At 61.8% G+C, this 15,005-nt stretch carries 14 protein-coding genes; 3 read left to right on the top strand and 11 right to left on the bottom strand.

Translation table 11 applies throughout. The features are described 5' to 3' along the window. Positions 1 to 47: 47 nt before the first annotated feature. From HOC_RS05650 to HOC_RS05610, 9 genes are all read right to left on the bottom strand, one after another. The gene (locus HOC_RS05650) at positions 48 to 542 is read right to left on the bottom strand and encodes a hypothetical protein (protein ID WP_035536627.1); all 495 of its coding nucleotides are present in this window, start codon (positions 540 to 542) and stop codon (positions 48 to 50) included. Continuing rightward, the gene (locus HOC_RS05645; RefSeq protein WP_035536624.1) at positions 526 to 1,179 is read right to left on the bottom strand and encodes a DUF5671 domain-containing protein; all 654 of its coding nucleotides are present in this window, start codon (positions 1,177 to 1,179) and stop codon (positions 526 to 528) included. Before HOC_RS05645 ends, HOC_RS05650 begins: the two co-directional genes overlap by 17 nt. Positions 1,180 to 1,242: 63 nt before the next feature. Continuing rightward, entirely contained in the window at positions 1,243 to 2,205 is a 963-nt protein-coding gene (locus tag HOC_RS05640) for an alpha/beta fold hydrolase (protein ID WP_051624562.1), read from the bottom strand. A gap of 68 nt (positions 2,206 to 2,273) precedes the next feature. Further along, positions 2,274 to 2,576 (bottom strand): SCP2 sterol-binding domain-containing protein, encoded by a 303-nt coding sequence (locus HOC_RS05635; protein WP_035536622.1) that lies wholly within the window; start codon positions 2,574 to 2,576, stop codon positions 2,274 to 2,276. Between the two features lie 124 nt (positions 2,577 to 2,700). Then, positions 2,701 to 3,054 carry a DUF1428 domain-containing protein gene (locus tag HOC_RS05630; RefSeq protein ID WP_035536619.1) on the bottom strand — a complete coding sequence of 118 codons (354 nt, stop codon included), beginning with the start codon at positions 3,052 to 3,054 and terminating at the stop codon, positions 2,701 to 2,703. Positions 3,055 to 3,069: 15 nt separating this feature from the next. Continuing rightward, complete coding sequence (locus HOC_RS05625; RefSeq protein WP_035536616.1) at positions 3,070 to 3,528, bottom strand: VOC family protein; 459 nt, start codon at positions 3,526 to 3,528, stop codon at positions 3,070 to 3,072. A 2-nt stretch (positions 3,529 to 3,530) separates the two neighbouring features. Beyond that, complete coding sequence (locus tag HOC_RS05620; RefSeq protein ID WP_206741539.1) at positions 3,531 to 4,175, bottom strand: glutathione S-transferase family protein; 645 nt, start codon at positions 4,173 to 4,175, stop codon at positions 3,531 to 3,533. Positions 4,176 to 4,193: 18 nt separating this feature from the next. Then, entirely contained in the window at positions 4,194 to 5,162 is a 969-nt protein-coding gene (locus HOC_RS22645; RefSeq protein WP_241766912.1) for an SRPBCC domain-containing protein, read from the bottom strand. Further along, a complete protein-coding gene (locus tag HOC_RS05610) occupies positions 5,155 to 5,787 on the bottom strand; it encodes a TetR/AcrR family transcriptional regulator (protein WP_035536613.1) in 633 nt (210 codons plus the stop codon). The genes HOC_RS22645 and HOC_RS05610 overlap by 8 nt, the downstream gene beginning before the upstream one ends. A gap of 138 nt (positions 5,788 to 5,925) precedes the next feature. On the opposite strand from HOC_RS05610, the gene HOC_RS05605 reads away from it, so the two are divergent. Beyond that, the gene (locus HOC_RS05605) at positions 5,926 to 7,473 is read left to right on the top strand and encodes an acyl-CoA carboxylase subunit beta (protein WP_035536611.1); all 1,548 of its coding nucleotides are present in this window, start codon (positions 5,926 to 5,928) and stop codon (positions 7,471 to 7,473) included. A gap of 146 nt (positions 7,474 to 7,619) precedes the next feature. After that, positions 7,620 to 8,012 (top strand): hypothetical protein, encoded by a 393-nt coding sequence (locus HOC_RS22095; protein WP_156950391.1) that lies wholly within the window; start codon positions 7,620 to 7,622, stop codon positions 8,010 to 8,012. 71 nt (positions 8,013 to 8,083) lie between these two features. Here the strand turns inward: HOC_RS22095 and HOC_RS05600 are convergent, their stop codons facing one another. After that, complete coding sequence (locus HOC_RS05600) at positions 8,084 to 9,346, bottom strand: SulP family inorganic anion transporter (RefSeq protein ID WP_035536722.1); 1,263 nt, start codon at positions 9,344 to 9,346, stop codon at positions 8,084 to 8,086. A gap of 247 nt (positions 9,347 to 9,593) precedes the next feature. Here HOC_RS05600 and HOC_RS05595 point away from each other — a divergent pair, with 247 nt between their 5' ends. Then, complete coding sequence (locus tag HOC_RS05595; protein WP_422120038.1) at positions 9,594 to 10,403, top strand: DUF4349 domain-containing protein; 810 nt, start codon at positions 9,594 to 9,596, stop codon at positions 10,401 to 10,403. A gap of 59 nt (positions 10,404 to 10,462) precedes the next feature. On the opposite strand, the gene gltB is transcribed toward HOC_RS05595, so the two are convergent. Beyond that, positions 10,463 to 15,004 (bottom strand): glutamate synthase large subunit, encoded by a 4,542-nt coding sequence (gltB, locus tag HOC_RS05590; protein WP_035536606.1) that lies wholly within the window; start codon positions 15,002 to 15,004, stop codon positions 10,463 to 10,465. Between the last annotated feature and the right edge of the window lies 1 nt (position 15,005).

Here is a 15,005-nt window from a genome sequence, read left to right as displayed (position 1 = left end):
CTGTTGGCTCCAGAAGTCGGGTGCCGACGTAAGGGAAGTCAAGCAGATCAGCCGGGTTCCGCAGTGAGATTGACGGTGTAGCAAAACTGTCCCGCCTCAGGGCGCGTCGTCTCGGCGTTGATATAGGCCGCGCCGTATCCGTAATAATAGCTTTGCGCGTCGCCATCTCCAGGCCGCGCGAACACGGCGCAGATCTCGGCTTGCTTTGTGTCCACTGGACGGATCTCAAAAGGCTCACCGCTGATCGGGTCATCCTTCCAGTCCACATTGCTGCAGCCTTGGGCCAGTCGCGCAGGCGAACCAGGCTCCGCAATGGCCCGACGCGCAACCTGCATATCCCCCGGCAATGGCCCAATGCCCCGGCTGTAGCAGTTCAGCGCTTCCGCTGTTGAAACGACCGCCTGCAGGCGCATATCATCCCGCTGGATGTCGCGCGCCTTGCTCGGCCCGCCAATAATGACCAAGCCAGCGATAACGCTCGCCGATGCCACACCGGCCAGCGCCACGGCCAGCCAGTCTCCTGCGCTACGCGGCGTCCACATCGGCCTGGTCCCCCTTTTCCGCATCACTGATGAAATAGGTGAAGATCGCCCCGGCAATCACGCCCACGACGAGCGACTTCAGCACGAACCGCACCGTCAGGTCACCGCCGAGGAAATTGTAGACCAGCGATGTCGCATCCCCCACGAGCGTACAGCCAGCGATCACGAGACTGAGATAGGTAAGCCATTTGCGGATGCGGGAGCGTTGCAGTTCCGGACTGCGCTCTCGCGCCCCGCGCAAGATGTAACCGAGCCAGAGGAAGATGGGCGTTGCGACCAGCACACCAGAGATGCCGCTGCGCACCTGCGCATCGCGGAAATGAACGGCATAACCGCCTGATTCCACCTTGTCGGGAAAGGCATAATCGATCAGCGCAAACAGCAGCGAGCCAAGGCTGAACGAGACGATGCCCAGCAGGATGAAGAAAAGCAGATAGAGAAAGGCCTGCCTCGCCGAGAGATAAGGCTGCGGACGGGGCACGGCGACGGGAAAGGTGACATCCGAATAGACAGCCAGCGCGGCATCCACCTCGCCGTTCTTCCAACCAGCCTGCGTCAGCGCGCCATGAATGGCCTCGCGCGATTGTCCCTGCTGCAGGCTCTCCTTGACGAATTCCACGAGCGTCTTGTCGGCCATAGCGTCCCACTCCCTGTCAGGAATGCCAGCTTACCCCCTTCGCCCTGCTCAGGCCAGCAGAACTCAGATGCCGGCCCGCTGGAGCAGACGCTGGAACCCTTCCCAGAACTCCGCCCGGCGCTCATCTGTTTCCATCAGGATTTCATGCAGCGCGCCGTCGACCGTCACATGCTCGCAATCAGGCAGGCGCGCGCAGACCGCCGTATGCGAGGCATTGTCGACAAGCTTTTCCTCTGCCGCCGACGCCACGAAGACCGGGATCGTCACCGCGTTCAGCGCTTTCGCTTTGCCGAACGTGGACAGGATATTCAGCGAAGCATCGAGCCAGCCCCAGGTCACCGGCCCAAGCTCAAGTTCCGGCGCAGCGTCGCACAGGTCCCGCTGCATCTGCCAGCGGCGCTTGTCATGCGTCACGATATTGGTCTCGAATGTCTCGGCCGGTCCTGGCTGCTGCGCATAATTGCCCGACCGGCCCGTCGCCCGCATGGCCCAGACGAGATAGCTCATGCCGAAGAACTTGGATTTGAGGCCCCACATCGGCGCGCAGAAGGCGGCCGCATCCACCTTGACCAGTCCTTGCGCAATCGCCGCCAGCGCAATTGCGCCGCCCATGGAATGGGCCAGCGACACGTAAGGGCGCGGTAGCCGGTCATCCAGCTTCTCCAGCCCCTTCGCGAGGGCGCCCATAAAGGTCTCGAAACGGTCAATATGGCCCTTTTTCGTGTCGTCCAGCAGGCGCTCGGACAAGCCCTGCCCCGGCCAGTCGATGATCAGCACGGCAAAGCCCATGGCCTGCAGCTCGCGCCCCACCTCGAAATATTTCTCGATGAATTCGGTCCGCCCGGGGCACACGATCACGGTGCCGCGCGGATTCTGGTAGGTCAGGGCCGGCGCGATACAGGCGCGCAGCGAACGCCCGCCGCTGCCCTTGAACCAGATGATCTCCGCGCCGTCGGGCGCGGGATTGTCCGGTATGGTCACAAAGTCATTGCGCTGGACGGCGTCAGGAGGAGGCGTGTCTGTCATGGCATCAAAAAAGCCGCCCGCAGGTTTCCCCGGGGCGGCTCCTTTTGTCTGGAAAGCCGTCGCGGATTCTACGAGAACTTCTTCATCAGGCTCTGCAGCTGCATGGCGACAGACATGTCGCCTTCAACTTTCAGCTTGCCCTGCATGAAGGCCATGGTCGGGTCCATCTGGCCGCCGGAGATTTTCTGGAAGTCGTTCCAGTCAACCTTGATTGTGGCATCGGCCGGGCTGTCGGAATTGTCGACCTTGCCCGCAGCGCCGTCGATGAACAGCTTGCCAGCATCGCCAAAGTCGAACTTCACCTTTTTGGTAAAATCGCCGCCTGGCTCGACAGCGGATGAAGCCTTGGTTGTGAGTTCTGCGAGATCCATAACGGGGTCCTCCTTGGAATGGGTCTTGTAAGGGATAAAGCAGAGGGACATAGGGGAAAGCAAGTAAAGATTGAAGCCGAGGGGAATCGTTCAGCCTCGCCGCAATACCAATTCCAGGGCCAATTCAGGCCTCAACAATCGTCTCGAAGCCACCGAAAATCATGCGTTTGCCATCGAACAGGTGAGACGCCATGAGGCCGGTCTCCTCAAATTCATTCATGGCAGCCATGTTGCCGGTCTCGAGGACCTCTTTGGAGGGCCAGACAATCCACGAAAAAACCACCGTCTCGCCGGGTTCCAGCTTCACCGCCATCGGGAAACTTGTCAGCTTGCCTTCCGGCACATCCGCGCCCCAGGCTTCGACGACGCTGAGTGCGCCATGCTTCTTGAACACGACCGCTGCCGCTTCGGCCATCTCGCGATAGGCCTCCTTGTTCTCCGTCGGCACGGCAATCACGAATCCCATGACATAGGTCATTGCGATTTTCCTTTCTCACCCTTCAAAGGCGGCTTCCAGCGCCGCCACATCAAATTTTACCATATTCATCATCGCCTGCATCACACGCTGCGACTGTTCCGGCGTCCCGGCGCTCATCAGTTCGTAGAACTTTTTTGGAACGACCTGCCAGCTGAGGCCAAAGCGGTCCTTCAACCATCCACATGCGACCTCGCTGCCGCCATCCGTCAGCGCCGACCAAATCCGGTCCACTTCCACCTGATCCTTGCAGGTCACGGAAATCGAGAAAGCATCCGTATGCGGGTGACCCGGCCCGCCATTCATGGCCGTAAAGAGGACGCCCCCGATTTCAAACGTCACCAGCAGCACGGCTCCGTCCTGCCGCATCACATCGACGATCCGCGAATCCGGTATCACCGAGACATAGTATTCTGCCGCTTCCAGCGCGTTGCTGTCATACCAGAGGAAGGGCCTGACAATGGGAAGCTCGGTCATGCTTAGGCCCTTCTTTCCATACTGGTCTCCGCAATGCCCGCAAACGGGTCACGCCATGCATCGATCGCAAGAAGCTGGTCATGCCAGCGCGCGACATTGGGAAAATCGTGAAGCGGAAGACCCGCGCCTTCGGCAAAGGGCAGGCACGTCGCCGTGCGGAAGTCAGCATAGGAGAGGCGATCCGCCACCAGCCATTCGCGATCGGCAAGCAGCCCGTCGAGAATGCCCGCCGAGTTGCGAAACGCAACCATGTCATTCTTCATGACCTTCGGATCCTCCGGCACATCCGAGAACTGTGGCCGTATCAGCCGCTCAAAATAGAACGTGCCTGCCGGACGGGTCAGGTGGAGATTGCTCCAGCTGACCCACATCTGCACCTCCGACATTCTCTCATCGGTCGGCCAGAAGTCTGATCCCGCGATCTGCGACAGCCGGCACGCGATTGCATCGGTCTCCCACAGGGATTTGCCGTTCTCGACCAGAACAGGCACCAGCGTGTTCGGATTGATTGCCTTGAACGCACGCCGGTGATCAGGGTGCATGGGCGACGCCGCGATATACGCGACCGGCGAGTCCAGATGGCGCGCAACGGCCACGGCAACGCGCGGGTTCAGGTTCGGCGAATAATAGAGTTTCAGGTCTGGCATCGGTCTCTCCCCTCTCCGTCAGCTCGCCGCATCCGCCATCATGGCGTCCTGCAGGGCCTCGGTCGTGCGGGGCGCATTCTCACCCGGTGTCGCAATGGACCATTTGTGCCCGAACGGATCTTCGACCATGCCGTAGAGATCGCCCCAGAACTGGCGCGCGACCGGCATCAGGGGCTTGGCGCCGGCAGCCACTGCCTTGTCGAACACGCCCTGCGCATCGGTGACGGCCAGATGCAGTGTTACCGCCGTGCCGCCCAGCGTCTCGGGGCTCTTCACCTCCATGTCGGGGAACTCGTCGACCAGCATCACCATGCCCGTATTGATCTTCACGGAGGCATGGGCAAGGCGACCATCCGGCCCCGGCAGACGGATCATCTCCTCGGCATCGAAGGCCTGCTTGTAGAAGGCGATGGCCTCAGCTGCGCCCCTGCAGACAAGGTGCGGCACAACCTCGTGCGCATCCCCCGGATTGGCGGGGCGGACGCGGACAGGCTCGGGCGGAAGGCTCTTGGCCAGCGCCTCCAGCTGGTCAGCCGCCTTGCCCCAGCCTTCGTGAAATCCCATCGCCTCATGCCCCTTCATCGCCTCTTCCGACCAGTGCCGGGCCACCGCGCGATAGAGCGTGGTGCCGTCGCCGAGATCCCTGAAGGTGATGATACTGGTCATGAACGGGGAATTCTCGGCAGGAACCCAGTCGCCCACATAGGCATCCGTGCCGACAAGGCGACGGCCGGGCACGACCTCCAGGTATTGCCCATGGACATGGTTCACCTCGCCGTCCGGCCCCTCCATCCGGTGATAACTGGCGCCGCCCGGCCGCAGGTCCAGCTTCGCTTCCGTCACGTTCCACGGTTTCGGGCAGAACCACTGGCAGACCAATTCCGGCTCGGTATAGCAGCGATAGAGCGTATCTGCGGGCGCGGAGATGGTCCGCTCAAGGACAAGATCAAACTCATGTGGGGTTTCAAGCGCAGTCGGGTCAGCCATGATGTTCTCCTTCAGAACGTATTACAGGCAGGTTGAACAGCATCCGCACATAACGGATCAGATGGTCGGCAGTGTCGCGCGCGGCCTGCGGATCATCCGCCGCCTTTGCGAGAATGAAGGCGCCCTGCAGCACGGCCTGCGTGTGCAGCGCGAGGCTCTCGGCGGTCCAGTCGCCGGTCACGCCATGGCGCTTGCGAGCCGCCTCAATATCATCAACCAGCGTCAGCGCATGGTCCCAGATGGAATCCTGGCACGCCGCGCGCAGCGACGGCTGGCTGTCATAGGATTCCTGCACCATCGTGCCGACAAGGCAGGTGAATTCGGCGATCGGCCCATCCAGCATATCGCGCCGAAACGCCAGATAGCCGAGGATCCGGTCCAGGGGATCTTCATGCGCCATATAGGGCGCGGTCCCGAACAGCTCGTTCGCGTGAAGTTTCCACGCCCCTGCCGCCGCAATGCCAAGGTCCACCTTGGTCGGGAAGTGGTGGAAGAAGGCGCCCTTGGTCACGCCCGCCTCGCGGCAGAGATCGTCCACGGACGTCGCATTGAATCCCTTCTCCCGCACCACTTTGACGGCGGCGCCGATCAGCTTCTCTTTCGCGGGGGATTGCCTTGGGGCCATACAGTCTGTCTCCTGATCTAAAACATACCAACTGGTCGGTTTGCGAGTCAATACGGAATCTTGCTGACCTAGCGGCAAGCGATCTGCGACTCCGGAATGGCTTGACCAATCCCCCTCTCAGCGCCGATTGATGAAGGCATGAGTTGGGAAAAATCAATTGAGGAACTCCGTCGGCGTGAGCGCCTGTCGGAAAAGATGGGCGGCGAAGAGCCGGTCGAACGCCAGCGCGGGCGCGGCAAGCTGACAGTGCGCGAGCGCGTCGCTTTCCTCGTCGACCCCGGCAGCTTCCACGAAGTGGGCAAGATCGCGGGCAAGGCCACCTATGGCCCGGACGACGAACTGGAGGCCTTCACGCCTTCCACCTCCGTCACCGGCCGCGCCACGCTCAATGGCGATCCCGCCGTCATCCTCGCCGATGATTTCACCGTGCGCGGCGGCGCCTCCGATGCCGCGATCTGGCAGAAGATGGTCCAGTCCATCAAGATGGCGACCGAATATCGCATGCCCCTCGTCCAGATGATCGACGGCACGGGTGGCGGCGGCTCGGTCAAGAGCCTCGAGAAAGACCCGCGCACGTACATCCCGGAAACACCCGGCTGGAACGAGATCGTTCATGGCATGACGCAGGTGCCTTTCGTCTCGCTCGCCCTAGGCCCCTGCGCCGGCATGGGCGCGGGCCGTGTGGCCGCCAGCCATTTCTCGGTCATGGTGAAAGAACTCTCGCAAGTTTTCGTCGCCGGTCCACCCGTCGCGATCGCCCTTGGCGAGAACGTCACCAAGGAAGAACTTGGCGGCTGGAAGATCCAGGGCCAGAACGGCACGGTCGACAATGTGGTCGATACGGAAGCCGACGCTTTCGAGGCCGCCCGCCGTTTCCTGTCCTACCTGCCGCCCTCGGTCCACGACCTGCCCGAACGCACGGCGCCCCGCGATGACCCGAAGCGCAAGGAAGACTTCCTCCTTTCCATCGTCCCCACCGACGGCAAGACCCCGTACAAGCCGCGCAAGATCATCGAAGCCACCGTCGACCGTCACAGCTTCTTCGAGATCGGCCATGACTGGGGCCGGGGCATGGTCTGCGGCCTCGCCCGCATCGACGGCCACGCGGTCGGCATTCTCGCGGGCGATCCTTTCTTCCTTGATGGGGCATGGACCGCGGATGTCTGCGACAAGGTCACCCGCCACATGGACCTATGCTCCATGTTCCACCTGCCAGTCATTCACTTCGTCGACTGCCCGGGCTTTGCCGTGGGCGTGAAAGCCGAGACCGCTGGCGTCACCCGCGCCGGTGTGCGCGCGATGACCGCCATCTATCAGGCCAGCGTGCCCGTCTGCTCCGTCGTCATCCGCAAGGCCTATGGCCTCGCCGGCTCCGCCATGATGAACCAGTCAAAAACCAAGTGGCGCTATTGCTGGCCAAGCGGCGACTGGGGCAGCCTGCCCATGGCGGGCGGCATTGAGGCGGCCTTCCGCAAGGAACTTGCCGAAGCCGAAAACCCGGACGAATTGAAAGCCGCGCTCTACAAGAAGTTTGAAGCCATCCGCTCGCCCTTCCGCACTGCCGAGAGCTTCCTCGCCGAAGAAATCATCGACCCGCGCGACACCCGCCCGCTCCTCGTCGACTTCATCCACCACGCCGCCCGCATCATGGAACCCGGCGAATACAGGCACGGCTACCGGCCTTAGCCTCTCACCTCCCAAATGGAGAGGGGTTAAGTGGTTCACGGCCGTCAACCCCTCTCCCCTTGGGAGAGGAGGGGCCCGCGCCCGCAGGGCGTGGGAGGTGAGGGACTTATCCAACCCCAATCGACCCCGGCGTATAATCAACGCCGATGCCAGACTTCAGCCTCTTCCGCCCCATGCAGGGCCTGCCTTGGTACCTCGTACCGATCTGGCCGCTGATCTACGTCCAGATCCGCCGCCTGCAGGCATGGTTCTACGCCAATTGCGGCCCTGAATCCGAGATGCACTGGGCTGTCACCAAACATGGCCGCGTCGACCTCACCCGCCTGTCCGATGACATGTGCGCGACGCCGAAACACCCATGGGTTCCGGTCCCGCTATCCCACAGTTTCAACACGGCGCTGACAGGTGAAATTAACCACACCCCACATCCGTGTCCCCGGCGAACGCCGGGGCCTCAGGCGATGGCTTCCGAACAAACTGCAAGAGATCCCGGCCTTCGCCGGGAATACGGATATGTTGGACCTATTCCAGACACCTGACCCGGAATCCCTCCTCAGAAAACTCAAAACACACCCCAAGCGCCCTCGCAGGCGTCGCAGGCGCACCAGCCCTAACGCTCCGGCGTCTCCCAGTCCGCAGGCGGCACATTCCGGCGCCTCAACCGCAGCGCCAGTCCCACCGAAACGCCCACCCCGATCGCAATCGTCAGGTCCGTCACCACAGTCAGGACTAAAGTGAGCAACAATAACAACCGGTCCGCCATCGGTGCTGAGAGGTAAGATTTCCATTTGTGCGGCTCGCTCATGTTCCAGGCCGTCAGGATCAGAAGGCCCGCCAAAGCCGGCATGGCGAGATAACCCGCCAGCGGCGCGGCCACCATCATGGCAATCAGGATTGTCGCCGCATGCACGATCCCCGCGACCGGCGTCTTGCCCCCGGCGCGCACATTTGTCGCCGTCCGGGCAATCGCGCCTGTCGCGGGCAGCCCGCCAAACAGGGACGAGCCCATATTCGCAAACCCCTGCGCCAGCACCTCGGCATTCGGCCTGTGATGCCCGCCGCTCATCCGGTCGGCCACCATGGCTGACAGCAGAGACTCAACGCCCGCGAGGAAAGCTATCACGAAAGCCGACGGCAGCAATTCGACAATGCGGTCCACAGAAAAGTCCGGCATCGCAGGCATCGGCAGGAAGCGTGGCAAGTCGCCAAAGCGCGACTGGATCGTGTCGACCGGCAACACCATCAGCGCCGCCACGGTTGAGGTGATCGCCACAGCAACGATCAGCCCCGGCGCCTTCGGCGCCAATTTACGGAACCCGACAATCATCACCATGGTCCCCAGCCCAATGCCGAGCGCCGCCAGCCCCAGCGTTCCCCGCGCCTCCCAGAGAGCCGGCACCTTCTCAAGGAAGTCTGCCGGCAACGCTTCCATCGACAGGCCCAGGAGGTCTTTCACCTGGCTCGTCGCAATGATGATCGCAATGCCAATCGTGAAACCATTCACCACGGCTTCGGGCACGTAGCTGATCAGGTTACCCACTTTCAGCAGCCCGGCCACAACAAGAATGACACCCGCCATGAAGGTCGCAATCACCAGTCCGTCATAGCCATGCTGGGCGATCACGCCGAACACGACAACAATGAACGCGCCGGTCGGCCCACCAATCTGAACCCGGCTTCCGCCCAGCAGCGAGATCATGAAACCGCCCACAATCGCCGTGACAATGCCTTTGGCCGGGTCAGCGCCCGAGGCAATGGCAATCGCAAGGCTGAGCGGCAGGGCAACCATGGCCACGGTAAAGCCCGCCATAAGATCCGCCCAGAAGAGCGGCCAGGAATAGGTTTTCAACGTGGTGAGAATTTTCGGTTTCATGGGCGCCAGCAAATCAGGTTCATGAACCGCGTTATCATATCACCTCCCATATGTATCACGCGCCGATGTCTCACCCGCCTGAAGCCGCGCACAATTGGAGCCTCATATTGCCTTTATTCGGGTTTCATGATGGCTGTGACCGATCTTTGGAGGGACAAAGACAATGAAGACACATACCAGCCTGCTAGCCATAGCCGCCATCGCGCTCGCCGCCTGCGGTGGCCAGGGCAGCGCCGACCGAAGCGCCATGGCGCCGCCACCGCCAGCTCCAACAGCCATGATGAGCCAGCAAAACTATGAAGCCGCCCCGATGGAAGAAGCCGCAGGCGGCGGCACCCCGGTCGATGCCGCCGTGCAGCAATATATCGCCTACTCCCACTCCCTCGGCCTGCGCCTGCCGGTCAATGCCATTGAGCCCGTCATGCAGGGCCATATTGCCGCCTGCAACAAGGCCGGGCCGGACAAGTGTATCGTCACCAATTCCTACCTGAACGCCTGGTCGGAAGACGAATCCTCCGGCTCACTGAACCTGCGCGCCACGCCGGACTGGATCGAGACCTTTCTGAACGGAGTCGAGGCTGAAGCCGATGCGGCCAAGGGCGAAGTCACCACCCGCCAGACAACGGCGGAAGACCTGACCGTCACCATCATCGACACCAATGCCCGCCTGCATGCCCAGGAAGCCCTGCAGAAGCGGATCGAAGACCTGCTGGAGAACCGCCCCGGTGACCTCGGCGAACTGCTCGACACCGAACGTGAACTCGCCCGCGTGAATGGCGAGATCGACTCGCTGAAGTCATCCATGAAGGCGCTGATGCAGCGCGTGAACATGAGCCAGCTCGCGGTCAGCTACGAGACCAAGCGCAACCCGGTCTCCAGCAGCGCCCTCAGCCCGCTCGGTGATGCGTTCGGCGGCTTCTTCTACAACCTGTCGAGCGCGCTGGCCGCCGTGATCACGGCGTTCGCCGTCGGCCTGCCATGGCTGATCCTGATTGGCGTCTTCCTGTGGCTCTGGCTGAAACTGATCTGGCCACGCATCCGCCGCAAGAAGTCCTGACAAACAGACCGGGCCTCATCCTGAGCAAGCGCACAGAATGAGGCCCGGTCGATTTTGCATCAGGCTTTTTCGGCCACTTTCTTCTTTGCCTTGGGCTTGTCCTTTGGCAGCAGGAGGTGCGCAATCTCCTTCGGCACGACCATCAGGATCTGCCCAAGCGAAGCTTCCCATTCCGACAGAAGCTCCACAGCTCGGACGGAGCCTGTCCGGTCAGCATGTTCCTGGATCAAGGCATGGCATTGCTCGATATGCTCGGTCGGCATGTCGGCCAGCGGATACCAGTCAATGGAGTCCGGGTTGGCAACACGCTCGAACCGGTTTTCCGGATCCCAGATAAAGGCCGCACCGCCGGTCATGCCGGCACCGAAATTGTCACCCACAGGCCCGAGGATCGCCGCGCGGCCACCGGTCATGTATTCGCAGCCATTCGCTCCGCAGCCTTCAACCACCGTCCTGGCGCCCGAGTTACGAACGGCAAACCGCACGCCTGCCGTGCCGGCCGCGAATAGTTTGCCCGCCGTGGCGCCATAGAGGCAGGTATTGCCGACGATCGCATCCCCCGAAGCCGAGCGCCGCTCGCGCGGTTTCGGCGCAACAACAATCGTTGCCCCCGACAGGCCCTTGCCGACATAGTCATTGGAATCCCCGATGACTTCCAGCAGCAGGCCCTGCACGGCGAATGCGCCGAGCGACTGACCGGCCGATCCCTCAAGCCGGATATGAAGGCGGCCTTCCGGCAGCGCGCTCATGCCGAACTTGCGCGTGATCGCGGAACTCGACCGCGCGCCGATGGCCCGCATCGTGTTCTGGACATTATATTCCAGCTGCATCTTCTCGCCGCGCTCGAAGAACGGCTCGGCATCCCGCAGGATTTGAACGTCGAGCGAATCAGGTACTTCCTCGCGCCGTGTCGGCTGGTAGACAACCGGATGATCGGTATCGACCTGGACCAGCAGCGGGTTGAGGTCGAGGTCATCAAGATGCGATGCGCCGCGGCTGACCTGCACGAGCAGGTCTGTCCGACCGATCGCCTCGTCGAGCGACTTCAGGCCGAGCGAGGCGAGCACTTCACGCACGTCTTCTGCGATAAAGCTCATCAGGTTGACGACCTTCTCCGGCGAACCTGTGAAGTGCGCGCGAAGCGCCTCGTCCTGAACGCAGACGCCGACTGGGCAGGTGTTAGAATGGCACTGACGCACCATGATACAGCCCATGGCCACAAGGCTGGCCGTGCCGATGCCATACTCTTCAGCGCCGAGCATTGCCGCGATGACGATATCGCGCCCGGTCCGCAGGCCACCATCAGTCCGCAAAGTAACCTTGTCGCGCAGATTGTTGAGCGACAGGATCTGGTGCGCTTCAGCAAGCCCCAGTTCCCAGGGAAGGCCGGCATATTTGATTGAGGTCTGCGGGCTCGCACCCGTCCCGCCGACACCGCCGGCAATCAGGATGATGTCCGCCTTGGCCTTGGCCACACCAGCGGCCACGGTGCCAACGCCCGACTGGGCGACAAGCTTCACAGCAACCCGGCAATCCGGGTTGATCTGCTTCAGGTCGTAGATCAGCTGCGCCAGATCCTCGATAGAATAGATGTCATGGTGCGGCGGCGGCGAGATCAGCATCACGCCCGGCGTCGCATGGCGCAGCTTGGCAATGAATTCCGTCACCTTGAAACCCGGCAGCTGCCCGCCCTCGCCGGGCTTGGCGCCCTGAGCAATTTTGATTTCGATCTCGCGGCATTGGTTGAGGTATTCCGCCGTCACGCCGAAGCGCCCGGAGGCAATCTGCTTCACGGCCGAGTTCATGTTGTCGCCATTCGGCAGCGGCCGATAGCGCGCACGATCCTCGCCGCCCTCACCGGAAACCGACTTCGCACCAATCCGGTTCATGGCGATGTTCAGGGTGCCATGCGCTTCGGGGCTGAGCGCCCCGAGCGACATGCCTGGCGTGACGAAGCGTTTACGAATCTCGTTGATCGATTGGACCTGCGACAGCGGCACAGCTTCGCCCGCCGCCTTGAAGTCCAGCAAGTCACGCAGCTGGATAGGGTCGCGTGCATGCACCGCTTCGACATATTTACGATAGATGGAGTAGTCACCGCGATTACAGGCAGCCTGCAGCGTATGGATCAGGTTGCCGTCCAGCGCATGTGGCTCTTCCTTCGCGCGCAGACGATAGAAGCCGCCGACAGGCAGTGAAACAACGTCCTCGTCGAATGCGGCTTCATGGCGCGCCAGCGCATTCTCTTCAAGCCCCGCAAGGCCAAGGCCCGAGATGCGGCTGTTCATGCCGGGGAAGTAATCCGCGACAAGCGCACGAGAGAGTCCAAGTGCCTCGAAATTGTATCCGCCGCGATAGGAGGAAATGACCGAGATACCCATCTTGGAGATGATCTTGAGCAGGCCCGCCTCGATGGCTTCCTTATAGTTCTTGACGCACTCATTGAGCGCCATGTCATCAAACAGGCCGCGCGCGTGGCGGTCTGCAATCACGTCCTGCGCAAGGTAAGCGTTGACGCAGGTTGCGCCGACGCCGACGAGAACGGCAAAATAGTGTGTGTCGAGACATTCCGCAGATCGCACCGTGATGGAGCAGAATGTACGCAGGCCTTGAGCCACGAGATGTGAGTGAACCGCGCCCGTCGCAAGGATCATGGGGATCGCGATCTTGCTGGCCGACTGGTACTGGTCCGTCAGGACGATATGCTCGCGGCCTTCGCGAACGGCTTCTTCAGCCTCACGCCTGATACGGCTGAGCGCATCCTTGAGCGCCGCACCATCAGAAGACGCGTCGGCTTCATCAAAGGTGCAGTCTATTTCGGCCATGCCGACGCCCAGCCGGTCAATCAGGCGCTCATACATGCCCGTTGTCAGGACCGGGCTTTCGAGCACGAAAACTTCCTGCTGGGACTTGTCCGTGTCCAGCACGTTGCCGAGGTTCTTGAACCGGGTCTTGAGACTCATCACCCGCGCTTCGCGCAGGGGGTCCACCGGCGGGTTAGTCACCTGGCTGAAATTCTGCCGGAAGAAATGGCTCATCGGACGGTAGGAGAAGGAGAGAACCGCAGGCGCTGTATCATCGCCCATGGATCCGAGCGCCTCTTTCGCGGACTCGGCCATTGGGGAGAGGATCAGCTCCAGTGTTTCAAGGGAATAGCCCGCAGCCGTCTGACGACGCAGCAGCTCTTCTTTGTTGTACAGTTTCGGCTCCGGCCCCGGCCCGATTTCGGGCTCAAGCTCCGTCACGCTGGACAGCCACTCCTCATACGGGTTTTGCGCCGCGAGGAAGTCGATCAGCTCACGGTGCTCGTAGAATTTACCCGTCTTGAGGTCGGCCGCGATCATCCCACCGGCCGGGATAGACCCGCGACGCGCCACTTCATGGTCGCCCAGAGGACACATGCCCGCTTCCGAACCGACAGCGAGAATCCCGTCCGTGGTCAGCGCATAGCGGAGCGGACGAAGGCCGTTTCGATCGAGGCCCGCAATCGCCCAGCGACCATCATAGGCCGCGATGCCGGCCGGGCCGTCCCACGGCTCCATGACAGAGTTGCAATAGTCATAAAGCGCGCGGTGCGCCGTCGGCATGACGGAATCCCGCTTCGACCAGGCTTCCGGAATCAACATTGCCTTGGCCATCGGCGCAGCGCGACCGGATTTGCAGAGCAGTTCGAACACGGAATCCAGCGCGCCCGAATCAGACGAGCCATCCGGAATGACAGGCTTCACGTCATCGACATAGTCGCCGAAATCTTCCGAGACCATGCGGATCTCGTGGCTCTTCATCCAGTTCTTGTTGCCGCGCAGCGTATTGATCTCGCCATTGTGCGCGATCATCCGGAAAGGCTGGGCAAGGGACCATTGCGGGAACGTGTTCGTCGAATAGCGCTGGTGATAGATCGCGAAGTTCGAAACGAAACGCGGGTCACGCAGGTCGAGATAGAAATTGTCGATGTCCTGCGCGAGGAACATGCCCTTGTAGATCAGGGAAGCATGGCTGAGCGAGCAGACATAGAAGCCGGGAATGGCCATTTCGCGCGCGCGGCGCTCGATGCGGCGGCGGCAGATATAGAGGGCGCGCTCAAGGTCTTCCGGCGTACGACCCTGCGCATCGCGGAACATGATCTGTTCGATGGCTGGGCGCGTGTCTTTCGCCTTCTGGCCAATTACGGATACATCGACAGGTGGCTGGCGCCAGCCATAGATATAGAAGCCGAAATGTAGCACTTCGGTTTCGACGATTGTGCGCGCAGCTTCCTGCGCTGCAAAATCCGTGCGCGGCAGGAAAATCTGGCCGACGCATATCGGGTCATCCGTCGGCGTGTGGCCGGTGCGCGTCACATGCTCGCGGAAAAAGTCCTGCGGCACGGCCACACGGATGCCCGCGCCATCGCCCGTCTTGCCGTCAGCATCGACTGCGCCCCGGTGCCAGACGTTCTTGAGCGCCATGATGCCCATTTCGACGATCTCGCGCCGAGGCTTACCATCCAGCGCAGCGACGAGGCCTACGCCGCAGGCATCATGCTCGTCCGCCGGGTCATAGGCGTGTCCGTCGATCAGTTTCTGGCGGTTCGCTTCGTACTGTTTCACATAATCTGACATG

The sequence above is a fragment of the Hyphomonas oceanitis SCH89 genome (genome assembly GCF_000685295.1).
Taxonomy (GTDB): Bacteria; Pseudomonadota; Alphaproteobacteria; order Caulobacterales; family Hyphomonadaceae; genus Hyphomonas; species Hyphomonas oceanitis.
The sequence above is the reverse complement of the archived record's forward strand: the minus strand, read 5'-3'. Positions and strand labels throughout refer to the sequence as shown.